23 protein-coding genes are annotated in these 24,040 nt (G+C 69.5%); 13 read left to right on the forward strand and 10 right to left on the reverse strand.

Annotated features, from left to right (window positions below):
* The 3 genes from AACZ35_RS03230 to rpoE form a co-directional block, all read right to left on the reverse strand.
* Window positions 1–865, reverse strand: an 865-nt coding sequence (locus tag AACZ35_RS03230; RefSeq protein WP_339826032.1) for a MucB/RseB C-terminal domain-containing protein, incomplete at its 3' end; no start/stop codon positions are given.
* Window positions 862–1,512, reverse strand: a complete 651-nt coding sequence (locus AACZ35_RS03235; RefSeq protein ID WP_339826034.1) for an RseA family anti-sigma factor — start codon at window positions 1,510–1,512, stop codon at window positions 862–864. The genes AACZ35_RS03230 and AACZ35_RS03235, both read right to left, overlap by 4 nt.
* Window positions 1,509–2,102, reverse strand: a complete 594-nt coding sequence (rpoE, locus tag AACZ35_RS03240; RefSeq protein ID WP_339826036.1) for an RNA polymerase sigma factor RpoE — start codon at window positions 2,100–2,102, stop codon at window positions 1,509–1,511. Before rpoE ends, AACZ35_RS03235 begins: the two co-directional genes overlap by 4 nt.
* 138 nt (window positions 2,103–2,240) lie before the next feature.
* On the opposite strand from rpoE, the gene AACZ35_RS03245 reads away from it, so the two are divergent.
* Window positions 2,241–4,289: a 3-hydroxyacyl-CoA dehydrogenase NAD-binding domain-containing protein gene (locus AACZ35_RS03245; protein ID WP_339826038.1), complete on the forward strand. Its 2,049-nt coding sequence runs from the start codon at window positions 2,241–2,243 to the stop codon at window positions 4,287–4,289.
* Between the two features lie 63 nt (window positions 4,290–4,352).
* Here AACZ35_RS03245 and AACZ35_RS03250 read toward each other — a convergent pair whose 3' ends face one another.
* Together AACZ35_RS03250 and AACZ35_RS03255 are read right to left on the reverse strand one after the other, a co-directional pair.
* Entirely contained in the window at window positions 4,353–5,819 is a 1,467-nt protein-coding gene (locus AACZ35_RS03250; RefSeq protein ID WP_339826040.1) for an amidohydrolase family protein, read from the reverse strand.
* Between the two features lie 72 nt (window positions 5,820–5,891).
* On the reverse strand, window positions 5,892–7,325 hold the full coding sequence (locus AACZ35_RS03255) for a transglycosylase SLT domain-containing protein (RefSeq protein WP_339826043.1): 1,434 nt from the start codon (window positions 7,323–7,325) through the stop codon (window positions 5,892–5,894).
* Between the two features lie 112 nt (window positions 7,326–7,437).
* Here AACZ35_RS03255 and AACZ35_RS03260 point away from each other — a divergent pair, with 112 nt between their 5' ends.
* Window positions 7,438–8,934 carry a helicase HerA-like domain-containing protein gene (locus AACZ35_RS03260; RefSeq protein WP_339826046.1) on the forward strand — a complete coding sequence of 499 codons (1,497 nt, stop codon included), beginning with the start codon at window positions 7,438–7,440 and terminating at the stop codon, window positions 8,932–8,934.
* A 7-nt stretch (window positions 8,935–8,941) separates the two neighbouring features.
* Here the strand turns inward: AACZ35_RS03260 and AACZ35_RS03265 are convergent, their stop codons facing one another.
* Complete coding sequence (locus AACZ35_RS03265) at window positions 8,942–10,669, reverse strand: DUF2207 domain-containing protein (RefSeq protein ID WP_339826049.1); 1,728 nt, start codon at window positions 10,667–10,669, stop codon at window positions 8,942–8,944.
* Window positions 10,666–11,211, reverse strand: coding sequence for a LemA family protein (locus tag AACZ35_RS03270; protein ID WP_339826051.1), 546 nt, complete (start codon window positions 11,209–11,211; stop codon window positions 10,666–10,668). The genes AACZ35_RS03265 and AACZ35_RS03270 overlap by 4 nt, the downstream gene beginning before the upstream one ends.
* Before the next feature lie 125 nt (window positions 11,212–11,336).
* Here AACZ35_RS03270 and AACZ35_RS03275 point away from each other — a divergent pair, with 125 nt between their 5' ends.
* Both AACZ35_RS03275 and greB read left to right on the forward strand, forming a co-directional pair.
* On the forward strand, window positions 11,337–12,959 hold the full coding sequence (locus tag AACZ35_RS03275; protein WP_339826054.1) for an AbgT family transporter: 1,623 nt from the start codon (window positions 11,337–11,339) through the stop codon (window positions 12,957–12,959).
* 3 nt (window positions 12,960–12,962) lie between these two features.
* Window positions 12,963–13,472, forward strand: coding sequence for a transcription elongation factor GreB (gene greB, locus AACZ35_RS03280; protein WP_339826056.1), 510 nt, complete (start codon window positions 12,963–12,965; stop codon window positions 13,470–13,472).
* Window positions 13,473–13,543: 71 nt separating this feature from the next.
* On the opposite strand, the gene rimO is transcribed toward greB, so the two are convergent.
* Window positions 13,544–14,878, reverse strand: coding sequence for a 30S ribosomal protein S12 methylthiotransferase RimO (gene rimO, locus AACZ35_RS03285; RefSeq protein ID WP_339826058.1), 1,335 nt, complete (start codon window positions 14,876–14,878; stop codon window positions 13,544–13,546).
* A 99-nt stretch (window positions 14,879–14,977) separates the two neighbouring features.
* On the opposite strand from rimO, the gene AACZ35_RS03290 reads away from it, so the two are divergent.
* The 8 genes from AACZ35_RS03290 to pcp are packed head-to-tail and all read left to right on the forward strand — an operon-like array spanning window position 14,978 to window position 20,775.
* On the forward strand, window positions 14,978–15,640 hold the full coding sequence (locus tag AACZ35_RS03290) for a dienelactone hydrolase family protein (protein ID WP_339826060.1): 663 nt from the start codon (window positions 14,978–14,980) through the stop codon (window positions 15,638–15,640).
* Window positions 15,641–15,642: 2 nt separating this feature from the next.
* Window positions 15,643–16,056, forward strand: a complete 414-nt coding sequence (locus AACZ35_RS03295; RefSeq protein ID WP_339826062.1) for an HIT family protein — start codon at window positions 15,643–15,645, stop codon at window positions 16,054–16,056.
* Window positions 16,053–16,751: a 5-oxoprolinase subunit PxpB gene (pxpB, locus tag AACZ35_RS03300; RefSeq protein WP_339826064.1), complete on the forward strand. Its 699-nt coding sequence runs from the start codon at window positions 16,053–16,055 to the stop codon at window positions 16,749–16,751. The genes AACZ35_RS03295 and pxpB overlap by 4 nt, the downstream gene beginning before the upstream one ends.
* Window positions 16,748–17,722 carry a biotin-dependent carboxyltransferase family protein gene (locus AACZ35_RS03305; RefSeq protein WP_339826066.1) on the forward strand — a complete coding sequence of 325 codons (975 nt, stop codon included), beginning with the start codon at window positions 16,748–16,750 and terminating at the stop codon, window positions 17,720–17,722. Before pxpB ends, AACZ35_RS03305 begins: the two co-directional genes overlap by 4 nt.
* Entirely contained in the window at window positions 17,719–18,474 is a 756-nt protein-coding gene (locus AACZ35_RS03310) for a 5-oxoprolinase subunit PxpA (protein ID WP_339826068.1), read from the forward strand. The genes AACZ35_RS03305 and AACZ35_RS03310 overlap by 4 nt, the downstream gene beginning before the upstream one ends.
* The gene (locus AACZ35_RS03315; protein WP_339826070.1) at window positions 18,471–19,169 is read left to right on the forward strand and encodes a DUF969 domain-containing protein; all 699 of its coding nucleotides are present in this window, start codon (window positions 18,471–18,473) and stop codon (window positions 19,167–19,169) included. The genes AACZ35_RS03310 and AACZ35_RS03315 overlap by 4 nt, the downstream gene beginning before the upstream one ends.
* Window positions 19,166–20,116 (forward strand): DUF979 domain-containing protein, encoded by a 951-nt coding sequence (locus tag AACZ35_RS03320; RefSeq protein WP_339826073.1) that lies wholly within the window; start codon window positions 19,166–19,168, stop codon window positions 20,114–20,116. The genes AACZ35_RS03315 and AACZ35_RS03320 overlap by 4 nt, the downstream gene beginning before the upstream one ends.
* The gene (gene pcp, locus AACZ35_RS03325; protein WP_339826075.1) at window positions 20,113–20,775 is read left to right on the forward strand and encodes a pyroglutamyl-peptidase I; all 663 of its coding nucleotides are present in this window, start codon (window positions 20,113–20,115) and stop codon (window positions 20,773–20,775) included. Before AACZ35_RS03320 ends, pcp begins: the two co-directional genes overlap by 4 nt.
* Window positions 20,776–20,785: 10 nt before the next feature.
* Here the strand turns inward: pcp and dcd are convergent, their stop codons facing one another.
* A complete protein-coding gene (gene dcd, locus AACZ35_RS03330) occupies window positions 20,786–21,355 on the reverse strand; it encodes a dCTP deaminase (protein ID WP_339826078.1) in 570 nt (189 codons plus the stop codon).
* Window positions 21,356–21,393: 38 nt separating this feature from the next.
* Complete coding sequence (apbC, locus tag AACZ35_RS03335; protein WP_339826080.1) at window positions 21,394–22,482, reverse strand: iron-sulfur cluster carrier protein ApbC; 1,089 nt, start codon at window positions 22,480–22,482, stop codon at window positions 21,394–21,396.
* Between the two features lie 197 nt (window positions 22,483–22,679).
* On the opposite strand from apbC, the gene AACZ35_RS03340 reads away from it, so the two are divergent.
* On the forward strand, window positions 22,680–24,040 hold a 1,361-nt coding region (locus AACZ35_RS03340; protein ID WP_339826083.1), incomplete at its 3' end, for a TonB-dependent receptor plug domain-containing protein.

Consider the following 24,040-nt stretch of genomic DNA (forward strand, 5'->3'; position numbering starts at 1 on the left):
CGATGGCCAGCACCTGCCAGCCGTCCAGCCAGAACGAACGCGCATGCACGGCGCCGCGCTGGCGGCGCGAATCGCCACGCAGGCCACCGCCGACACGCTCGACGTAGACCGAGACGCTGGCCAGCCCGTCGCTGTAGAGAAGATGCACGCCCTCGTCGGCCAGCGGCCGCGTCGCCCGCAGCCGGAACCCGGCCGGCGGCGCCGGCACGTGCCAGCCCGCCGGTTTGCCGGCGTGCGAAGGCAGCAGCGACACGCGTTCGAGTTCGGCCGGCGCGGAAGGCGCCAGGTCGGCGTCGCTGGGCCGCTGGTCGAGGCTGATGTCGGTGAAGGCCACCTGTTCGATGGACCGGCCCTGGCCGTCGAGCAGGTCCACGCGCAGGGGCAGGCCGCTGCGTTTTTCCAGCCACAGGCGGTAGCCGTAGCGCCAGGGATCGGTGGCCAGCACGTCGACCCGCTGCACCGCGTGCCCTGCGACCCGGCCGCCGCCGCCAAGGCGGGCCTGGTAACCGGCCAGGCCGGCGGCTTCGGAAATCGCCAGGGCGTCACTCCAGCGACCGGCCTGGCCCATGTCGTAGGCCACCGGCGCGTCGCCGGTGCCGATGCACATCACCCGGCTGCCGTCGCGGATGACTTCGCGCGGCGGGCCGCTCAGCGCCACCAGGCGCTCGCGCTCTCGGCCCTCGTCGACGCGGTGGAAAACCCGCAGCGTATCCACGCGGCCGCCGGCCACCACCACCAGGGTGCCCTGGTAATCCAGGCCACGAAGGGCCGGCCCGACGCGGGCCAGCCAGCTGGCCGCGTCGGTCGCGGCCAGCGCGACGGGCGCCAGCAGGACCAGGGCGGCGGCCAGCAGGAGTCGTTTCACTGGCGGTCTTGTTCGCTGTCCTGTTCGCCGGCGCCCGGTTCCCCGTGCGCGACGACGTCCACGTAAGGCATGAAACCGCCCAGGCCGTCCGAGGCCATCAGTGCGTTGTGCCGCACCAGGTAGGCCTCCATGGCCCGGTCGTCCTGGCCCAGCGGCGAACGTGGCCAGGGGCGCGCCGACGGCTCGTCGCTCAGGCCGGCGGCCAGCTCGCTGATGTCCGCACGCGGCACCGGGGAAACACGGGTCGCCGGCACGTCCAGCAGCGGCGGCCGTACGGTGGCTTCGCTGCGCGCCAGCTCCGGCGCCGGTGGCAGGCCGGGCGAACCGCCCTGCCCGACCAGGCCCGGCAGCAGCGCCAGGCCCAGCGCCGCCGCCGCGATGCCCGCGGCCCAGGGCCAGCGATGGCGCGAAACCGGCGCGGGCCCGGCGCGCACCGCCGCCGCCACCCGTTCGGCCAGGTCCTGTGGCATCAGCCGCAGCGGCTGGCCACGCAGGCTGGCCGAGGCCAGCTGCCAGCGTTCGACCTGCGCCTGCAGCGCCGGTTCGTTGGCGATGCGGCGTTCAAGGAACCGGGCCTGGTCGGGCGGCAGTTCACCGTCGATCCAGGCGCAGAGGTCTTCAAGCAGTTTCTGGTCGGGCGGGCTCATGGGCGGACTCGCTCTGTGTCCATCAGGGGGCGCAAGCGGGCGTCGATGGCCTCGCGGGCGCGGAAAATGCGGGATCGCACGGTGCCGATCGGGCACTGCATCAGCTGCGCGATTTCTTCGTAACTCAGGCCGTCCACCTCGCGCAGGGTGATGGCCTGGCGCAGTTCTTCGGGCAGCGCCGCGACGGTGTCGGTCACGGTCTGTTCGATTTCGCCGCGCAGCAGCTGGTGCTCGGGCGTGTCGTGGTCGTGCAGCCGGCCGGCGCTGGCGTGGTGTTCGGCGTCTTCCGCGGCGATATCGTCGGTGGGCGGGCGGCGCTTGGCGGCGGCGAGGTGGTTCTTGGCGGTATTCACGGCGATCCGGTAGAGCCAGGTATAGAACTGGGCGTCGCCACGGAAGCCCGCCATCGCGCGATAGGCGCGGATGAAGGCCTCCTGGGCAATGTCCTGGACCTCGGCGTGGTCGGGCACGAAGCGATAGATGACGGCGCCGATCCGGTGCTGGTACTTGCGCACCAGGAGGTCGAAAGCCGCGTTGTCGCCTGCCTGAACACGCTTGACGAGGGCCAGGTCCTGTTCGTTGTCGCCCATCCGGGCCGCTGCTCCTGCGGCCATCCGGGCCGCTACATGGACATCCGTGACCCGGGAAAGTTCCGCCCGGCCCGCGGCCGGCGTTGACCCCCCGGGGTCCCACCGGGATGATACGGGCTTCCTTCCCTACCCCCACGTATGGAGCCCGCCATGTTCGACGGACTTCGCCTTGCCCATTGGCAGGCCGACCAACGCCCCGACGGCATCCTGGTGCTGACGCTCAACCGCGCCGACCAGAACGTCAATGCCCTCAGCCGCGCCGTGCTCGACGAGCTCGAGGCCATGGTCGAGCGCATCGCGCTCGAACCGCCCAAGGGCGTGGTCATCATTTCCGGCAAGGCCGCCGGTTTCATCCCCGGCGCCGACATCAAGGGTTTCGAGGACATCGCCGCCAAGGGCCAGACCGAAGCCTGGATCCGGCACGGCCAGCTGGTGTTCCAGAAACTGGCCGAACTGCGCTGCCCGACCGTCGCGGCCATCCACGGCCACTGCATGGGCGGCGGCACCGAGATTTCCCTGGCCTGCCGCTACCGCGTCGCCAGCCGCGACGAAAAGACCCGCATCGGCCTTCCCGAGATCAAGCTGGGCATCTACCCGGGCTGGGGTGGCAGCGTGCGCGCCCCGCGCCTGGTCGGCGCCCCGGCGGCCATGGACCTGATGCTGACCGGCCGCAGCCTGTCGGCATCGGCCGCCAAGGCGATGGGCCTGGTCGACAAGGTCGTTGAACCGGCCCTGTTGCTCGACGAGGCGGTGAAGCTGGCGCAACGCGGCACCAAGCGCCCGTTCAAGCAGCGTTTCCTGGCCTGGGCCACCAACACCGGCCCGGCCCGCGCCATCCTTGCCCCGCAGATGCGCAAGCAGGTCGCCCGCAAGGCGCGCAAGGAACACTACCCGGCGCCCTACGCGCTGATCGAAACCTGGCGCCGCAGCGGCGGCCTGGGCGTGCACGCGGCGCTGAAGGCCGAGGCGAAGTCGGTGGTGAAGCTGGCCGGCACGCCGACCGCGCACAACCTGGTTCGGGTGTTCTTCCTGATGGACCGGCTCAAGAGCCTGGGTGGAAAAGACCATGGCATCCAGAAGGTGCACGTCATCGGCGCCGGCGTGATGGGCGGCGACATCGCCGCCTGGTGCGCGCTGCGCGGCTTCGAGGTGACGCTGCAGGACCGCGAGATGAAGTACGTACAGCCAGCGCTCGACCGTGCCGCCAAGCTCTTCGAGCGCAAGGTCCGGGACGAGGCCAAGCGCAAGGCCACCAGCGAACGCCTGAAGGCCGATGTCGAAGGCGCGGGCGTGGCCCAGGCCGACCTGGTGATCGAGGCGATCTTCGAGAACCTGGAAGCCAAGCAGGCGCTGTTCGCGAAAGTCGAAGAAACGCTCAAGCCCGGCGCGATGCTGGTCAGCAATACCTCGTCGATTCCGCTTGAACAGCTGCGCGAGGGCCGCAAGGACCCGTCGCGTTTCGCCGGCCTGCACTACTTCAACCCGGTGGCGCTGATGCCGCTGGTGGAAATCGTGCAGCACGATGCGATGGCGCAGGACACCGAACGCCGCCTGGCGGCGTTCTGCCGCGCGATCGACAAGCTGCCGGTGCCGGTGGCGGGCACGCCGGGTTTCCTGGTGAACCGCATCCTGGCGCCGTACATGCAGGAGGCGATCATCGCGTTCTCGGAAGGCATCCCCGGCCCGGTGATCGACAAGGCGGCGCTGAAGTTCGGCATGCCGATGGGTCCGATCGAGCTGGTGGACACGGTGGGCCTGGACGTGGCGGCAAGCGTGGGCAAGATCATGGCCGACTTCCATGGCCAGGCGCTGCCGGAGGCGTTCAAGGTCGAAGAGGGCAAGCGCGGCAAGAAGGACGGCCAGGGGCTGTACAAGTGGGAAGACGGCAAGCCGGTGAAACCGCCGGTGCCGGCCGACTACACGGCGCCAGACGACCTGGAAGACCGGCTGGTGCTGCCGCTGCTCAACGAGGCGGTGAGCTGCCTGCACGACGGGGTGGTGGCCGACGCGGACCTGCTGGACGCGGGCGTGATCTTCGGCACGGGCTTCGCACCTTTCCGCGGCGGCCCGATCCAGCACATCCGGGCGGTCGGCGCGGCCAAGCTCAAGGCCCGCCTCGAAGAACTGGCCGCCAAACACGGCGACCGCTTCACCCCCCGCCCCGGCTGGGACTCCCTCGCCGACTGACCCCCCGGCGCTCCTGCATGTTTTTGTAGGAGCGCCTTCAGGCGCTCCTACAGGGATGCGGGGTCAGCCGCCCCAGGCTTTGAGGTTGAGGAACTCGCGGCGGGTGCGGGGGCCGTGGGTGAGGAAGCTGGGGTCCGGGTTGTTGCGGTAGTTTTCGCGGGCGCGGGCCACCGCGTCGCCGCGCAGGTGCTGGTCGAGCACCTCGCGGGCCACCGGATAGATTTTCAGCGCGTTGAGCCCGAAGATCTTCGCCCGGATCGCCGGCGTGATTTCCGGGTAACCGTATTTGTCGCGCAACTCCGCGCTGATCTGGAACGTCCGGAACGCCTGGATCTGGTCCTGCGGACTGCCGTACCAGATCGAATCCGTGCCCCACAGGATGTTGTCCTCGCCCAGGTGCAGCAGCAGCTTGCCCAGCGCGTGCGCCGCCGAGTCCGGGTCGCGCATCAGGAAACGCCAGGTCGAACCCAGCTCCGCGTACACATTGCCGCCCTTGCCCAGCCCTGCCTCGCGCACCGACGTCACCAGCGCGTCGATGCCGTCCTTGCGCGTCGGATCGTAGGGCCCCTCCGGCGTGTCGGTCACGAAACCCGAGTGGTAGATCAGGAAGTTCACGTCCGGGAAACGCTTGCCCACCCGCCCCACGTCCGCGCAGGTGCTGTATTCGTAGCTCCGCGGGCCGAACGGAAGCCCCTTGTGGATCGCGATGTTGCGCACGTTGAGCTTGCGCGCCTTTTCGATCATCGCCAGGCCGGCGTCGTCGTCCATCCAGAAGCCGCTTTCCCCGTTCGGCCCCCACTGCGTATAGGTTTTCCAGGCACTGATGTTGAACGTCGCCGCCAGCCGGTCCATGTCCTCCAGGTCGCCGGCCTGGTTCGGGTTCACCCGGCCGTGCAGGAACAACCGGTGCGTGCCCTGCATCGTTTCCACGATCGCCGCGGTCGCCGCCGCTTCTTCGATTGTCAGCGGCTCGCCCTCGCGCGTCGACGGCACGAAGCTGAGCACCATCAGCGAGGTATCGGAGTCCAGGAAGATGTCGCGCAAGAAAGCGTCCGGGCCGAAACACTGCAGGTGGTCGAGCTGGCCGCCCAGCGCCGCCGCCGCGCAGCCTTGCGTGCCGAAGCCCGACAGCGGCCGGGCGCCCTCGGGCAGCGCCCGGGTCCAGGCGCCGGTCGGGTTCACGAAGTGGCCCTGCACGTCGAAGATGAATTCGTTGCCCGACACCGCCGCCTCGGCGGCCGCCGGTTCCAGCGCGGCCTGGGCCGGCACCTGGAAAAAGCCGCCGCGTTTGCCGGCCGCGGCGTAGGCCGCGTTCATCGCCAGCAGGCTGCTGGCGGCGCCGCAGGCCGAAACCAGGAAACCGCGCCGGGAAACGCCCAGCCGGCGCGCGTTGAGCTCGGCCTGGTCATGCGCCAGCGCGTTGGCGTGGTGGTGTTCCGGCGCCAGCGGCACCGGCGTGAATTCGCCGTTGCTGGTGCTGTCGAGTTTGACCGGCAGGCGGCGGCCGTCCGGGTCCTGGCGCTGGCTCATGGGCATCTCCCACGCGTCCTTGCGCCGATCCTAGCGCCGTCGGCCGGCCCTCGTGTGAAGCGCCGGGGACGGTCAGCCGCAGCCGACCAGGCGCAGGCGCTGGCCGGAGCGGATGACATAGGGCGCCCGCAGGCCATTGGCCTTGGCCAGGGCCACCGGGCCTTCACAGTCGTGCCGGCGCGAGATGCCGCTGAGCGTATCGCCGGACTTCACCCGGTAGGTCCTTGCCGGCTTGCGCGTGGCCGTGGCCACCGCGGTGGGTTTGCTGGCAGCCATCAGGTTGGCGGCGATCTGCGCGCGCGGTCCGGTCACGCAGTGGGCCTGGTAGTCGGGCGGCACGGCCACGGGCACGCGCAGTTCGGTGCCGGCGGCGATGGCCGCATGCGGCTCGTAGCGCGGGTTGAGGTTGCGCAGCGCACGGAAATAACCCTCGCGCGGGCCACCCAGGCAAATCGACAGCTGGTAGATCGACGCCGGCGCCTGCAGTTTCATCACCGTCGCGGCGCCGTCCACGGCCGGGAATTCCAGGCCGTATTCCTCCGGGTGCAGGAACAGCCAGGCCGCGGCCAGCACGTAAGGTACGTAGTCGCGGGTTTCCGGCGGCAGCTGGCCATAGACCTGCGGGTCCCAGAAGGACTTGTCGCCGGCTTCGCGCTTGAGCCGCAGCGCCCTGCCCTCGCCGCCGTTGTAGGCGGCCACGGCGAAGGCCAGGTCGTCGCCGAGTTCGGCGAAACGTTCGTTGAAGTACAGCACGCTGGCGCGCGCGGCCAGCTGCGGGTCGTAGCGGGTATCGAAGCCGTCGCGCCAGCCCAGGCCGAAGCGCGCGCCGGTGGCCGGCATGAACTGCATCGGGCCGGCGGCGCCGGCGCGGGACACCGCGTGCACGCGCCCGTTCGATTCCTTGGCCAGGATGCCGAACAGCAGCGCTTCGGGCAGGCCGGCCTGTTCGTACTCGGGCCACATCAGGAAACGCATCTGCTGGTAGTTTTCCCAGCTGGTGATCAGCTGCGGGCGCATCCAGGTCAGCCACTCGGCCATGGCCGCGCGCACGGGCTCGTTGAGTTCGATCACCTCGCGCAGGTCGCGGCCGTTGAGCATCGCCACCGCACGGCCCGACGCCGGCATCGTCGCCAGCACGCCGCCTTCGCCCTGGCTGGCGGCGCCTTCGCGGGGGGCGCCGAAGCCTTCGCCGTCGCCGGCCAGCTGGGTGGCGCCGTGCTGCAGCAGGGCGTCGTAGGCGCCGATGAAACGTTCGACGTCGCAGCCGCGGGTGTCCTGGCAGCGGCGGGCGCCGGCCATCAGGTCGGCGGCGGCCTGGCGCATGGCCTCGCGGCCGGCGTCGGTTTCGCCGGCGCGCAGCTGTTCGAGCCCGGCCCGGTAGGCAACGTTGGCCTGGTCCAGGCCCTGGTAGAGCACTTCGACGCGCTTGGGCGTGCGCTTGGCCTCGGTCTGCGTGGCGGCGAACAGCGACAGCAGCAGGGCCGCCAGGATCAGGGAACGGGGCATCGGGGCTCACGGCAAGGCGGATCAGGCGCGCAGCCTAGCGGCCCGGAGGCGGTGCCGGCAAGGCGCGGGCTGCGGATAGAATCGGGCCAACCCCCAGCGGAGCCCCACCCGGATGAGCGACCTCCTGATCGGCAAGGGCGACCTGCCCGTGCACCTGCTTGGCAAATACGGCAATCGCCACGGCCTGGTGGCCGGCGCCACCGGTACCGGCAAGTCGGTCACGCTGATGGTGATGGCCGAAGGCTTCTCGCGCATGGGCGTGCCCGTGGTGATGGCCGACGTGAAGGGCGACATCGCCGGCCTGGCCATGCCCGGCACCATGAACGACAGGATCGCCGCGCGGGTGCAGCAGATCGGCATCGAGGGTTACAGCAACGAAGCCAGCCCGGTGGTGTTCTGGGACCTGTACGGCAAGCTCGGCCACCCGCTGCGCACGACGGTGTCGGAAGTCGGGCCACCGCTGATGTCGCGCATGCTTGAACTCAACGACATCCAGTCGGGCGTGATGGACATCGCCTTCAAGCTGGCCGACGACCACGGCCTGCTGCTGCTCGACCTCGACGACCTGCGTGCCCTGCTCAACCACGTCACCGAAAACCGGGCGGAAATCTCCAAGCAGTACGGCCTGGTCAGCCCGCAGTCGGTGGGCGCCATCCAGCGCGCCCTGCTGCGGCTTGAACAGGACGGCGGCAAGCAGTTTTTCGGCGAACCGGCCCTGCAGCTGTCCGACCTGATGCGCCAGGACATGTCCGGCCGCGGCGTCATCAACCTCATCGCCGCCGACCAGCTGATCCTGCGCCCGCGCCTGTATTCAAGCTTCCTGCTGTGGCTGTTGAGCGAACTGTTCGAAACCCTGCCCGAGGTCGGCGACCTGGACGTGCCGAAACTGGTGTTTTTCTTCGACGAAGCGCACCTGCTGTTCGACGACTGCCCACCGGCGCTGCGCCAGCGCGTGGAACAGGTCGTGCGGCTCATCCGCTCCAAGGGCGTGGGCGTTTATTTCTGTTCGCAGAATCCCGACGACGTGCCCGACGAAGTGCTGGGCCAGTTGGGCAACCGCGTCCAGCACGCCCTGCGCGCCTTCACCCCGCGCGACCAGAAGGCCGTGCGCGCGGCCGCGGAAACCTTCGTGCAGAACCCGAAGGTGGACGTGGCCAAGGCCATCGGCGAGCTCGGCGTCGGCGAGGCGCTGGTGTCGATGCTGATGGCCAAGGCCGTGCCGATGCCGGTGGAGCGGGCGCTGATCTGCCCGCCGCGCTGCCGCATGGGTGCGATCACCAACGAAGAACGCGCCCTGGTGCGTTCGCGCAGCCCGGTCGGCGGCAAGTACGACACGGCCGTGAACCGCGAATCGGCCTTCGAGATGCTGGCCGCGCGCGCCGAACAGGCGGCGGCCACCGAAGTGCCGTCGGCAAAAGCGGGCGGCCCTGCGGCCAGGGTCGAACCGGAGCCCAAGTCGAAATTCGAGGAGTTCCTGTGGGGCACCAAGCGCCGCCAGGGCGCGGTCGAAGCCGCCGCCAAATCAGCCACGCGCACGGTGGCCAACGGCATTGGCCGGCAGATCCTGCGCGGACTGCTGGGCGGACTGCTGGGCGGTAAGAAGCGCTGAGGCGGGCCTAGCGCCCGCCGCCACCGCCGCCGCCACCACCACCGCCCGACGAACCGCCGCCACCGCCGCCGGAGCTCGAACCCGGCGGCGAGGCCGAGGACGAGATCTGCGAGCTCAGCGCGCTGCCCAGGGAGCTGCTCATGGCGCCCAGGCTGGCCATCGACGCCGTCGAGCCGCGGTACCAGCCCATCGAGCGCGCCGTTTCTTCGGCCTGGGCCGCGCCCACCGCCGCGGTGAAGTGTTTGGTCCAGGCTTCTTCGACGTCCAGCGCCAGCGCGTAGGGAAGCAGCGCCTGGTAGCGTTCGGGGTCCGGTGACGGTGCTTCGGGGCCACCCGGTTTGGCCAGGCGCGCAAGTTCGTCGCGTTCGGCCACGCCAAGATAAAGGCGAAGGCCTTCGATGGCGTCGAGCAGCTCGCGGCCATCGGGCGTCGGCGCCTTCATCAGGTAGGCGAACACCAGGTGCGCAACCAGGGCCAGGGCAAGCAACAGGATGATGAAAGGTATGCCGCTGCCAGCGGCCACCAGGAAGGCCAGCGCGCCGTAGCCGAAGGAAAACAGCCAGCCCAGCAGCAGCGGCAGGCCGTTGCGCTTGAAGTAGGCCGGGTGCATGCGCTTGTCGAGGGCGGCGAGGTGTTTCATGCGCGCGCCGCCGATCACCGAGGCGTTGGTGTTTTCCAGCTCGACCCGGTTGCCCTTGGAGAACAGTTTTTCGAGCAGCTGGCGCTGGGCCTCCGAGGCGATGGGCTCCACGCTGGCCGTGCGTTCCAGCGCCCAGTCCTTGGCGCCGTCCTGCTGTACCAGTACGTGCCCGTGAACGCCCAGGTGCACGATGTCGGCGGCGAAATAGCGGTCGGTGTAGGCCTGTTTCCACAGGTAGCGCAGTTCACCCGGGGTGAAGCCTTCCGGCGCCTCGTAGCGCGGGAAGATCGAGCCCGGCGGCAGGTCGCGGCCGACGCGGTGCCAGCTGCGCAGGTACCAGGCCAGCAGCAGCCCCAGGCCAGCCAGCGCGATCAGGATGCCGCCGTTGTCGCGCAGCATCCAGGCTACACGCTGGAACGTCGAAGGCTCTTCGACCAGGCCCTTGGGGAAGCCGACCACCAGCGTGAGTCCTTCGTAACTTCCCAGCGGGCGCGTGCCCTCGAACTCGGCCACGCCGGGCCCGGCGGACCGGGCGACGTAGTCCCTGCCCTGCTCGCCGCTCTGGCCGGTGTAGGCCTCCAGGCGCATGTCTTCGGGCGCGACCGGCGCCGGCAGCGTCACGCGGGCACTGGCCTGCTCGATCGTGAAATCCCAGCCCAGGCCGGTGACGTTCCAGTACAGCTCGTCGTGTTCGTCGAAAAAGCCGATCTGGCGCGTGGTCCGGTAGCGAATGGAAAAAGTGTAGTCGGCCGGCACCGGCAGGAAATCGTCGCCGCCGGTATTCACGCGCACGCCGTTGGACTGCCTTTCGGTGAACCAGGCCTCCCATTCACCGTCGCGCTTGACGTCCAGCACTTCGAAATCCACCACGTAGCGATTGCCCAGGTGGTCCTTGTAGCGCGTGGGGAAATCCCGGTAGATGCCGCGGCGGATGCGGTTGCCTTCCGCTCGCACGGTGATGTTCTCGGTGACCTCCATCGAGCCGTCGGCCAGCACGGTGATGTCGGCGTGGTAGGCCTTGATGCGCTCCTGCGCGACCGCCGGGGCCGCGAAGGCCAGCAGCAGGCAGACGGCCAGCGCGAACAGGCGGTTCATGCCGACACCCGCGGCGCCGCGCGCGAACCTTCGTCGGCTTCGTAGTACTCCGATTCGCCGAAGCTGAAGCTGCGCGCCACCACCAGGTCGGGGAAACGCTGCACGGCGTCATTGTTGGCGCGCACCGCGCCGTTGTAGAAACGCCGGGCGTACTGCAGGTGGTCTTCGACCTCGACCAGGTCGTTCTGCAGCTTCAGGAAGTTCTCGCTGGCCTTGAGGTCCGGGTAGGCCTCCTTGAGCAGCATCAGCCGGCCAAGGCCGGCCTCGAGCTGGCCCTCCAGCCCGGCCAGGCGCGCCGGCGAGGAGGTCTGCATGGCCTGGGCGCGCAGCTCGGTGACGTTCTCGAGCACGGCCTTTTCATGGCCGGCATAGGCGCGCACGGCTTCGACCAGGCGCGGCACCAGGTCGTGGCGGCGCATCAGCTGCACGTCGATGTCGCTCCAGCCGGCCCGCACCTGGTTGCGCAGGCGCACCAGCCGGTTGAACGTGAACACGACCCACAGCACCACCACCAGGCCGGCGATGACCAGGAAAAGCGTCATTGTTTGTCTCCCCCTTCGCGATGGGCCCGATTATCCACATCCCGGGCGACGGCTGCCCGCCCTCGGTTATAGTCGGGCGCCCCGGGCCGGTCATGACGGCCCACCCACGTTCCCCGGAGATCTGAATGGCCGAGTCCGCGACCAAGAAGCGCAGCCTCATGGACCGCTTCCTGACCATCGTCGAGCGCGGTGGCAACGCCCTGCCCCATCCCGCCACCCTGTTCGCCCTGCTGGCGCTGGGCGTGGTGGTGCTGTCCTGGGTGGCCTCGATGGCCGGCCTGAGCGTGGCGCATCCGTCCACCGGCGAGCTTGTTTCGCCGGTGAACCTGATGAGCATCGAGGGCCTGCACCGCATGCTCACGGGCGCGGTCACCAACTTCACCGGCTTCGCGCCACTGGGCGTGGTGCTGGTCGCGCTGATCGGCATCGGCGTGGCCGAACACAGCGGCCTGATCGGCGCCTCGCTGCGCATGCTGGTGCTGGCGGCGCCGAAGTTCCTGCTGACGCCGGTGCTGGTGTTCGCCGGCGTGATGTCGAACATGGCCAGCGAAATCGGCTACGTGCTGCTGGTGCCCCTGGGCGCGCTGATCTTCATGTCCGCCGGCCGGCACCCGATCCTGGGCATGGCCGCGGTGTTCGCCGGCGTGTCCGGCGGTTATTCGGCCAACCTGCTCATCGGCACCATCGACCCGCTGCTGTCGGGCCTGTCGCAGGAAGCGGCGCGTATCGTTGATCCGAACTACACGGTCAGTCCGCTGGCGAACTGGTATTTCATGATCGCCTCGACGCCGGTGATCACCCTGCTGGGCTGGTTCGTCACCGAAAAAATCGTCGCGCCGCGTTTTTCCGACGCCCACGTGCCGTCGCTGACCCTGGCCGAAGGCGCCCAGCCCGAGGACCAGCGCCTGAGCCCGGCCGAGCGCCGCGGCATGATGTACGCGGTGGGCACCGTGCTGGCCTTCACCGTGCTGGTGGTCTGGGGCGGTTACCCGGCCCAGGGCGTGAGCCTGGACCTTTTCGGCTGGACGCTGCAGCTACCGCAGGTCCCGGGCTCGGGCTTCCTGCTCGACGAACGCCAGGACATCCTGCGCTCGCCCCTGCTGAGCGGCGTGGTGGTGATCATCTTCCTCTACGGCGTGCTGGCCGGCATTGCCTTCGGCATCGGCGCCGGCACCATCAAGTCCGACAACGACGTCATCAAGGGCATGGCCGCCAGCATGGCCACGCTGGGCGGCTACCTGGTGCTGGTGTTCTTCGCGGCCCAGTTCGTGGCCTTCTTCAACTGGACCCAGCTGGGCCTGATCTTCGCCGTGGAAGGCGCGGATTTCCTCAAGGCCCTTGGCCTGCCGACGATCCCGCTGTTCATCTGCTTCATCCTGCTTACCGCCGTGGTGAACCTGTTCATGGGTTCGGCCTCGGCCAAGTGGGCGCTGATGGCGCCGGTGTTCATCCCGATGTTCATGCTGCTGGGCTACTCGCCGGAAATGACCCAGGTGGCCTACCGCGTCGGCGACAGCGTGACCAACATCATCTCGCCGATGATGAGTTATTTCGCGCTGATCATCGCTTTCTTCCAGCGTTACGAACCCAAGGCCGGCATCGGCACCCTGGTGGCGACGATGCTGCCGTATTCGATCGTGTTCCTGCTGGGCTGGAGCGTCATGTTCGGCGTCTGGATCTGGCTGGAGCTGCCGATCGGCCCGGATTCGCCGCTGACCTACATCCCGGCGTCGCCCGTCGCGAACTGAGCCATGTCGCGCTGGCGTCCGCCGGGCGAAAAGTCCACGGCGATCATCACCCGCGCCGGTTTCGACCGCCTGCGCGCCGAGCTCGACGAGCTCTGGCGCGTGCGGCGGCCGGTGGTGGTCAAGGCCCTGGCCGACGCTGCCGCCGAAGGCGACCGCAGCGAAAACGCGGAATACACCTATCGCAAGAAGCAGCTGGGTGAAATCGACCGGCGCGTGCGCTACCTGACCAAACGCATCGAGGTACTGAAGGTCGCCGAGGGCCCGCCTTCGGACCAGGGCGCGATCTTCTTCGGCGCGGTGTTCGAGATCGAGGACACCGAAAGCGGCGAATGCGTGTGCTACCGCATCGTCGGGCCGGACGAAACCGACGCCAAGTCAGGCTGGATCAGCGTCGACTCGCCGCTGGCGCGCGCAGCGCTGCGCAAGCGCGTGGACGATGAGTTCGAAGTGCAGCTGCCGGCGGGGCCGGCGCGGTATGTCGTGATTGCCGTCAGCTACAACGACATCTTGTAGGAGCGCCTTCAGGCGCGAATCCTTTGCCTTTGGCAAAGAGAAGATTCGCGCCTGAAGGCGCTCCTACAGGCTTAATCGTCGTGGTCGCCGATCAGGCCGAACAGGTCGTGTTCGTCGCTGCCCATGATGCGCACGTCGCAGAAGTCGCCGGGCTTCAGACCCGCAGCCTCGCCGTCCTGGATCTGCACCAGGCCGTCGATCTCGGGCGCGTCGGCCATGGATCGGGCGATGGCCAGCTCGCCGTCGATGGCGTCCACCAGGCAGCGCTGCACCGTGCCGACCTTGCGCTCGAGCTTCTCGGCGCTGATCTCGGCCTGCAGGGCCATGAAGCGGGCCAGCCGCTCCTGCTTGACCTCTTCCGGCACCGGGTCCGGCAGCGCATTGGCCGCCGCGCCGTCCACCGGCGAATAGGCGAAGGCGCCGACGCGGTCGAGCTCGGCCTGGTCGATGAAGGCCAGCAGCTGCTCGAAGTCTTCCTCGGTTTCGCCGGGGAAACCCACGATGAAGGTACTGCGGATGGTCAGCTCCGGGCAGGTCGCGCGCCAGCGCTGCACGCGCTCGAGGGTTTTTTCCACGGCGCCGGGGCGCTTCATCAGCTTCAGGATGCGCGGGCTGGCGTGCTGGAACGGGATGTCCAGGTAGGGCAAGAGCTTGCCTTCGGCCATCAGCGGGATGATGTCGTCCACGTGCGGGTACGGGTACACGTAGTGCAGGCGCGTCCACAGGCCCAGTTCGGAAAGGCCTTCGCACAGGCCCTTCATGCGGGTCTGGTACGACTTGCCGCGCCATTCGCGCTCGGCGTAGCGCAGGTCGACGCCGTAGGCGCTGGTGTCCTGGGACACGACCAGCAGCTCCTTCACCCCGCCGCGCGCCAGCTTCTCGGCCTCGCGCAGCACCTCGTCCACCGGGCGCGAAACCAGGTCGCCGCGCATCGAGGGGATGATGCAGAAGCTGCAGCGGTGGTTGCAGCCTTCGGAAATCTTCAGGTAGGCGTAGTGTTTCGGGGTGAGCTTGAGGCCGTAGTCCGGCACCAGGTCGATGAACGGGTCGTGCTTGGGCGGCAGGGCCGCGTGCACGGCCGACATCACGCTGGCGTAGTCCTGCGGGCCGCTGATCGACAGCACGTCCGGGTGCGCCTGCAGGATCTGCTCGGGGCGCTTGCCCAGGCAGCCGGTGACGATGACCTTGCCGTTTTCGGCCAGGGCCTCGCCGATGGCGTCCAGGCTTTCGGCCACGGCCGAGTCGATGAAGCCGCAGGTGTTGACGACCACCACGTCGGCGTCGTCGTAGCTAGGCACGATGTCGTAACCCTCGACCCGGAGCTGGGTGAGGATGCGTTCGGAGTCGACGAGGGCCTTCGGGCAGCCGAGGCTGACGAAGCCCACCTTGGGCTGGCTGGCGGACATGGGCGCGGGTTCGGGGCGGGGGCGCGGAGTATACCCTCCCCCGGCGCCCCGGCCGGTGTAGGCTAGGCGCCGGGGACAGCTGAACCGGGGGAAACGGGCATGGGCCAATCGATCTCCATCAATACCCGCCACGGGCGGATTTCCGGCTACCAGGCCAAGCCGCACATCCCGCCGCGCGGCGCCATCATCCTGGTGCACGAGATCTTCGGCGTGAACCATTACATCCGCGCCCAGGCCGACCGGTTCGCCAACTACGGCTACCTCACGGTGGCTCCCGCCCTGTTCGACCGGGTCAGCCCGAACACCGAGCTCGGCTACGACGAGGCAGCCGTGGCCAAGGGCCGCGCCATCGCCGAAGAGCTGGGCTTCAACGGCGCCCTGGACGGCGTGCGCGGGGCCTACGACCTGCTCGAAGCCGAAAACCGGGTCGCCGTGGTCGGCTACTGCTGGGGCGGCAGCGTCGCCTTCCTGGCCAATACCCGGCTGGGCATTCCCGCCGTCAGCTATTACGGCGGCCGCACGGTTCCCCTGCTCGGTGAACGGCCCAAGGCGCCGCTGCTGCTGCACTTCGGCGAAACCGACCCGATCATCCCGCCCGAGGACGTGCAAAAGCACCGCGACGCCCTGTCCGGCGCCGAAATCCACGTCTGGCCGGGCGCCGGCCACGGCTTCGACTGCGACCAGCGCGCCGACTACAACGCCGAAGCCTCGCAGCAGGCGCTGCAGCGAACGCTGATGTTCCTGCAGAAGAACCTGCGCTAGGCATGTCCGACGGATTCAGCCTGGACCCGCGCCTGGCGGGTGACACGGTACTGGTCGCCGACGGCCCGCTTTCACAGCTGCGGCTCATGGACGACGCCCGTTTCCCCTGGCTGGTGCTGGTGCCGCGCCTGCCCGGCGCCGAGGAATGGCTCGACCTCGACGGCGATGCCCAGCGCCTGCTGCTGGCCGAGATCAACCTGGCCGGACGCGCCCTGCGCGCCCTGGGGCCGGTGCACAAGCTCAACATCGGCGCCCTGGGCAACATCGTGCGCCAGCTGCACGTGCACGTGGTGGCGCGCCGGGAAGGCGACGCCGCCTGGCCGGGTCCGGTCTGGGGCAGCGGCCCGGCCCAGCGCTACGACGCGACCGCGCGCGAGGATCTGCTGGCGCGCCTGCGCGACCGGGTCGCCGGGTGAAAGCCAGGATAGAAGCCCTGGGCGACCGCGCAGTGCAGGTGAGCCTGGACGCGGCTTCGATCGAGGAGGCGAACCGCCAGGTGCACGCGCTGTTCGCCTACATCGATGCGCGACGCCCTCCATGGATCGAGGACCTCGTGCCGGCTTACACGAGCCTGGCGGTGATCCTCGACCCCGACGCCACGTACCCGTCCGGGCTGCTCGGCCACGCCCGCGAGTGGATCGAGGCCGCGCTGGACACCGCCGCGACGGGCACGGCCGGACCGGCCCGCAGCATCGATATCCCGGTCTGTTACGGCGGCAGCTTCGGCCCCGACCTCGCCGACTGGGCCCGGCACGGCGGCTTCACGCCCGAGGAAGGCATCACCCGCCATACGGGGGGCGACTATCGCGTGGCCATGCTCGGCTTCGCGCCCGGCTTCCCTTATCTGATGGGCCTCGACCCGGCGCTGGCGATGCCGCGGCTGGCCACGCCGCGCGCGCGGATTCCCGCCGGGAGCGTAGGCATCGGTGGCGGCCAGACCGGCGTCTACCCCGCCGCGGGGCCCGGCGGCTGGCGCCTGCTCGGACGCACGCCCCTGCGCCTGTTTGATCCCGGCGCCTCGCCGCCGGCGCTGCTGGCGCCGGGCGACCGCGTGCGCTTCGTTGCCATTGACCGGGCGCATTACGACGCACTGGGCGGGATGCCGGAATGATCGCGATCGAAGTCCGGGACGGTGGCCTGCTCAGCAGCGTCCAGGCCGGGCCGCGCACGGGGCTTGCGCATCTGGGCATCAGCGCCGGCGGCGCGCTCGACCGCTTTTCCTGGCGGGTCGGCAACCTGCTGCTGGGTAATGCCGCGGACGCTGCTGGCATTGAGTTCACCCTGCGCGGGCCGCGCCTGCATTTCCCGGCCGGCGCACGAATCGCCCTCACCGGCGCCGAGGTCGACGCCACCGCCGATGGCGAAACGGTGCCGGGCTGGCGCGCGGTGTCGCTGCCAGCCGGCTGCACCCTCGACATCGGCGCTTGCCGTCGCGGCGCCCGCGGCATGCTGGCCATCGCCGGCGGCCTGGACGTGCCGGCGGTGCTGGGCAGCGCCAGCACCGACCTGCGCAGCGGCTTCGGCGGCTGGAACGGTCGTGCGATTCGAACCGGGGATTGCCTGCAGGCGCATGGGCCGGCGCCGGAAACCACATGTTTCGACGCCACGGGCGCCTGGGTCGATCCAAGGCCCGACCTGGATTTCGACGCCGCTGCCGTCGCCCATCTGTTGCCCGGCCGCGATCGACTGGCCACACCCGATCCGTGGCGCCGGCCATTCCGCGTTGCCGCCACCAGCAATCGCCAGGGCCTGCGCCTGCAGGGCCTGGCGTTGGCGGCGGCGGACGCCGGGGAACGACTTTCCGCGCCCGTGCTGGAAGGTACCGTGCAACTTCCGCCCGACGGGCAGCCCATCATCCTGCTGGCCGACGCCCAGACCATCGGCGGTTATCCCTGCATCGGCCACGTGGCCCGCGCCGACCTGCCGCGCCTGGCGCAGCTGCGGCCCGGCGACGAACTTAGCTTCGTCCCCGTCGATGCCGCCGGCGCCGAAGCCCTGGCTTGCCGGCAGCGGCAATCACTGGCCAGAATCGGCCTGGCCGTCGAACAAGCGCGGCGAATGGCCCTCCGGAACCGCCCATGATCCGCTGCCTGGACTTCAATGCCGACCTCGGCGAAGGCGGCGATGACCAAAGCCTGATGCCCTGGCTGAGTTCGGCCAGCATCGCCTGCGGCTTCCACGCCGGCGACCCGGCCCGGATGCGCGACACCGTCGCCCTTTGCCTGCAGCACGGCGTGGCCATCGGCGCGCATCCGTCCTTCGATGATCGCGCCAACTTCGGTCGTACCGAACATCCGATCACGCCTGCCGACGCGCACGCGCTGGTGAGCTACCAGATCGGCGCCCTCGCCGGCATGGCCCGCGCCGCCGGGGCGCGCCTGGCCCACGTGAAACCGCACGGCGCGCTCTACAACCAGGCGGCGCGCGACCCGGCCCTGGCCGACGCCATCGCCGCGGCCGTGCGCGACGCCGATCCCGGGCTGCGGCTGTTCGGCCTGGCCGCAAGCGAGCTCACCGCCGCCGGCGAACGACTGGGGTTGGCGGTCGCACACGAAGTGTTCGCCGAGCGCCGCTACGACGCCAATGGCCAACTGGCGCCGCGCGGCAGTCCCGGCGCGGTGATCGATACCGTCGAGCATTCCCTGGCCCAGGTGCGCCAGCTGCTGGGCGAAGGCGCCGTCACTGCACGCACCGGCGAGCGCGTCGCGCTGCGCGCCGACACGCTTTGCCTGCATGGCGACCGGCCCGACGCCGCTGCGTTCGCCCGTGCGCTTCGCGAGGCCCTGGATGCCGACGGCGTGCAGGTGCGCGCGCCCGGCCGGGGTGACGAATGAGCTATTGGCCGCTGGTGGGCGTGGCCTGGGTGGTGCTGGGTTTTGCCCTGCGCATCAACCCGGCCCTGACGGTGGTGAGCGCCGGACTGGTCACCGGCCTGGCGGCCGGCAAGCCCTTCATGGACGTGCTGGCGCTGCTGGGCGATGCCTTCGTCCGCAACCGCTACCTGGCCCTGCTGCTGCTTACGCTGCCGGTGATCGGCCTGCTGGAAAAGCATGGCCTCAAGGAACACGCCCAGGCCTGGATCGCCCGGCTGCGCGGCGCCACCAGCGGGCGTTTGCTGATCGCCTACCTGGCCGTGCGCCAGATTGCCGCCGCCATCGGCCTGACCAGTCTTGGTGGCCACCCGCAAACGGTTCGGCCGCTGCTGGTGCCATTGGCCGAGGGTGCGGCCGAGGCACGCCACGGTGCGCTGTCGCCGGCGCAGCGGCAGCGCCTGCGGGCCCTTTGCGCGGCCACGGACAACGTCGGGCTGTTCTTCGGCGAAGACATCTTCCTGGCCTTCGCCGGCGTGCTCCTCATCCAGGCCACCCTGGCCGAGCAGGGCGTGCAGCTGGAGCCAATCACGATCGCGGTCTGGGGCATCCCGACCGCGCTGTGCGCCTTCGCCATCCATGCCGGCCGGCTGTCACGCCTGGACGCGCGGCTGGCGCGCGAGGCGGCGGCGCTGCAGCGACCGGGGGACGACAAATGATCACGCTGCAGCACATCTACTGGCTGGCCGGTGCCTACCTGGTGGTTCTCGCATGGCAAGGGGCGCGCGACCGTCGCAACCCGAAGCGCTTCGGCAACGCCGCCTTCTGGGGCCTGATGGCTTTGATGCTGCTGGCAGGCGAACGCCTGCCGTCGGCGCTGGCCGGCGCCATCGTGGTGGCGCTGGCGCTGCTGGCGGGGCTTGGCGCGATGGGGCGCGGCCCGGCGACGGAGCCACCGGTCGCCGAGCGACGCGCCGAGGCGCGGCGCCTGGGCAACCGCCTGTTCCTGCCGGCCCTGCTGATCCCTGCCACCACCCTCGTCCTGGTGCTGTCGTCCAAGTACACCGGCGTTGGCGCCTGGCTGCTGGCGCCGGAACAGTCGACCGTGATCGCCCTGGGCATCGCCTGCGTGGTCGCGGTCGGTGCCGCCTGCGTGCTCGCCCGGCAGTCGCCGCTTTCGGCCGTGCAGGAATCCCGGCGGCTGGTGGATGCGATCGGCTGGACCGCGATCCTGCCCCTGATGCTGGCGGCTCTTGGCAGCGTGTTCGCCGCCACGGGGGTCGGCGAGGCGGTGGCTTCCCTGGTGCAGTGGGCGATCCCGGTGGAAAACCGTTTCGCCGTGGTACTGGCCTACGCCCTGGGCATGGCCGCTTTCACGATGGTCATGGGCAATGCCTTCGCGGCTTTTCCGGTGATGACGGCAGGCATCGGCCTGCCGCTGCTTGTGCATGGCCACGGCGGCGACGCGGCGGCGATGGCGGCCATCGGCATGCTGTCCGGCTACTGCGGCACGCTGATGACGCCCATGGCCGCCAACTTCAACCTGGTGCCGGTGGCGCTGCTGGAGCTCGACGATCCCTATGCGGTGATCCGCGCGCAGATTCCAACGGCACTGGCGCTGCTCGCGGCCAACGTCGCGCTGATGTACCTGCTGGTGTTCCGGTGAGCCGGCCCCGCGCCCCCGCCCCCATCCTGCTTACCGGCTTCGCGCCGTTCGGCCCCGATGCCGGCAATCCCTCCTGGGAGCTGGCCCGGGCGCTGCGCGGTACGCGGATCGGACGACGCATGGTGCAGGCGGCGCGCCTGCCGGTGGAGTTCGGCGCCGCGCTCGAAGCGCTGGATCGCGCCCTGGACCGCCATGCGCCGGTGCTGGTGCTCTGCCTGGGGCTGGCGGGCGGCCGCAGCGAGGTTTCGCTGGAGCGGGTGGCGATCAACGTCGACGACGCCCGCATTCCGGACAACGCGGGCCGGCAGCCGGTCGACGTGCCGGTGGTACCGGGTGGGCCCGCGGCCTATTTTTCGAGCCTGCCGATAAAGGCGATGTGCCAGGCAATGCGGCAGGCGGGCTGCCCGGCCGGGATTTCGCAGAGCGCCGGCACCTATGTCTGCAACCACGTCTTCTACGGCCTGATGCACCGGCTGGCGCAGCGACCCGGGGTGCGCGGCGGCTTCATGCACGTGCCCTACTCCCCGGCGCTGGCCGCCCGGCATCCGCAGGCGCCCAGCCTGGCGCCGGAGACGGTGGTTCCCGCCCTGCGCAAGGCACTGGCGGTGGCCCTGCGCACCCGCGGCGACCTGGCGATGGCCGCGGGCGCCGAACACTAGTGCGCGACCTTCAGGTGCGCGGCAGCGTCACGCCGGTCTGGCCCTGGTACTTGCCGCCGCGGTCGCGGTAGCTGGTTTCGCAGACTTCGTCGGACTGGAAGAACAGCATCTGCGCCACGCCTTCGCCGGCGTAGATCTTGGCCGGCAGCGGCGTGGTGTTGCTGAACTCGAGCGTCACGTGGCCTTCCCATTCGGGTTCGAGCGGGGTGACGTTGACGATGATGCCGCAGCGCGCGTAGGTGCTCTTGCCCAGGCAAACCACCAGGGTGTCGCGCGGGATGCGGAAGAATTCCACCGTGCGCGCCAGCGCGAAGCTGTTGGGCGGGATGATGCAGACGTCCGACTCCACGTCGACGAAGCTCGAGGGGTCGAAGTTCTTCGGGTCGACGATCGTCGAGTTGATGTTGGTGAATATCTTGAACTCGCGCGCGCAGCGCACGTCGTAGCCGTAGCTCGAGGTGCCGTAGCTGACGATGCGGTGGCCGTCGGCCGCATGTTTGACCTGGCCTGGTTCGAAGGGCTCGATCATGCCCTGCTCCGCGGCCATGCGGCGGATCCACTTGTCGGACTTGATGCTCATTCAGGGGGCTCTCGGGCGAAAGGCGGGATTCTAGCCGCTCAGGTGTTCTGGATGACGATATTGGGCAGGCCGATGGCCTTGTTGCGGGCCTCGAGCGACAGCCGGGCCGCGGTGCGCCGGGCGATGTCCCGGTAGACCATGGCCAGCGCAGAGTCGGGGTCGGCAGCCACGGTGGGGGTGCCGGAATCGGCCTGTTCGCGGATGCGGATGTCCAGCGGCAGCGCGCCCAGCAGCGGCACGTCGTACATGGCCGCCATGCGTTCGCCGCCCCCGGCGCCGAACACGTGTTCGGTGTGGCCGCAGTTCGTGCACGTGTGCACGGCCATGTTCTCGACGATGCCCAGCACCGGTACTTCGACCTTGGCGAACATCTGCAGGGCCTTGCGCGCATCCAGGGTGGCGATGTCCTGGGGCGTGGTGACGATGACCGCGCCCGAGACCGGCACGCGCTGGGCCAGCGTGAGCTGGATGTCGCCGGTGCCCGGCGGCAGGTCGATGACCAGGTAATCGAGCTTGTCCCAACGGGTGTCGTTGAGCAGCTGCTGCAGGGCCTGGGTGACCATCGGGCCGCGCCAGATCATCGGCGTGTCCTCGCCGACCAGCAGGCCGATCGACATGGCCTGCAGGCCGTGGTTGCGCTTGGGTTCGATGGACTTGCCGTCCGGGCTGTCGGGCCGGCCTTCCAGGCCCAGCATCTTGGGAATGGACGGGCCGTAGATGTCGGCGTCGAGCACGCCGACCGTGGCGCCTTCGGCCTGCAGGGCCAGGGCCAGGTTCACCGCCGTGGTGGACTTGCCCACCCCGCCCTTGCCCGAGGCCACGGCGATGATGTTGCGCACGCCCGACAGCGGGGTCAGGTCCTTCTGCACCTTGTGGGCCTGGACCCGGGAGGCCACCGACACCGTGGCCCGGGCCACGCCGGGAAGGGCTTCCAGGGCGCCCCTGACCTGGTTCGAAAGGGCCTGGTGCCAGCCGGCCGCCGGATAGCCCAGCAGCAGTTCGACCGCCACCCGGTCGCCGTCCAGGCCGATGCCCCGGACGCTGCCCTGGTCGACCAGGTCGCGACCGGTGTGCGGATCGACGATGGCGGCCAGCGCAGCGCGCACGGATTGTTCGTTCAAGGGCATCTCAAACTCCTGTTTTTCCAGCACTTTGTGCCGAAATTGCGATTTGCGGATTGGTCTTTACGGATAGGCCGGAAGTCATGATGCATTTCGGCCCAGCCTTGTGTTACGTTCCGGTTAAGGCAGCGCCGGGGTTGGGCAATGCCGGACAGCGACATCCACCAGATTCCTATAACAACGTGTCCATTCTAGGGGGTCCAATGACTACTGCTCCAATTGCCGGGTACCGTCGTTCGGTGCTTGCGCGTTCCCTTGCCCTTGCTCTGACCATCCCGTTCGCCTGCGGCGCTGCATTCGCCCAGGAAGCGGCCGATGAGGAAGAGGAAGGCTCCGCGGAAACCACGCAGCTCGACACCGTCGAGGTCGTGGGCTCGCGCATCAAGCGCGCCGAGATCGAAGGTCCGTCCCCGGTCACCGTCATCACGGCCGCCCAGATCGAAGCCGAAGGCTTCAACACCGTCTATGACGCGCTCAACACGCTGACCCAGACCACCGGTTCGTTCCAGAACGAACTCTTCCAGTCCGGCTTCACCCCGAACGCCCAGGTGCTGAACCTGCGCGGCCTGGGCCCGGGCCGCGTGCTCACCCTGATCAACGGCCGTCGCGCCGCGGACTATCCGCTGCCCTACAACGGCCAGTCGAACTTCGTGAACCTCGCCTCGGTCCCGACCGCGGCGGTCGAGCGCATCGAGCTGCTCGCCGGCGGCGCCTCGGCCATTTACGGTTCCGACGCGGTCGCGGGCGTGATCAACATCGTGCTCAAGACCAACTTCGAAGGCCAGTACCTGTCCTACCTGACCGGCCGGCCGACCCGCGGTGGCGCCCCGACCAACAACATCCAGTGGGTGGGTGGCAACACCGGCGACCGCTGGAGCCTGACCTACGCCGTGGAGTACTACGACCGTGGCGAGATGTTCGCCTCCGAGCGTGACTTCATGGACTCCTACCGCGACGACCCCTCGGTCGACCCGTCGGAAGCCACCGCCGTGCAGGGCATCCGCCTGCGCGACCGCCTGATCGGCACCGGCCCCGGCAGCCAGGTCTGGCAGCCCGGCCAGACCCTCGAGTCCACCTGCGCGCGCTGGGGCGGCGACTTCGAGCCCGACACCCGCACCGGCCGCACCCCCGCATCCCAGAATGGCACCTGGTGCGGTTATTACGGCTACCCGGCGACCCAGGCCATCCGTAACTCCGACGAGAACATCTCCGGTTACATCTACGGCACCCTGGACATCACCGACAACACCCAGGGCTTCATCAGCCTGAATGTCTGGGATTCGGAAGCCTCCACGGCCTCCAACACCCAGTTCTGGTCGGTGCCGCTGTTCTACGACCCGAACTTCGGCTCGATCCTCGACGGCCAGCGCATCTTCACCCCGAATGAAACCGGCGGCGTTGATGGCCAGCGCACGATCTTCAACGAGCAGTCGGTCGAATTCGCCGTGGGCCTGCGTGGCTCCTTCGCCGACAACCGCTTCGCCTGGGATGCCACCCTGAGCCACTCGCGCTACGAGACCAACAACGACCGCCCGCGTTTCCTGCGCCAGAACCTGGAAGACTT

This window comes from uncultured Arenimonas sp. (assembly GCF_963976025.1).
GTDB lineage: Bacteria > Pseudomonadota > Gammaproteobacteria > Xanthomonadales > Xanthomonadaceae > Arenimonas.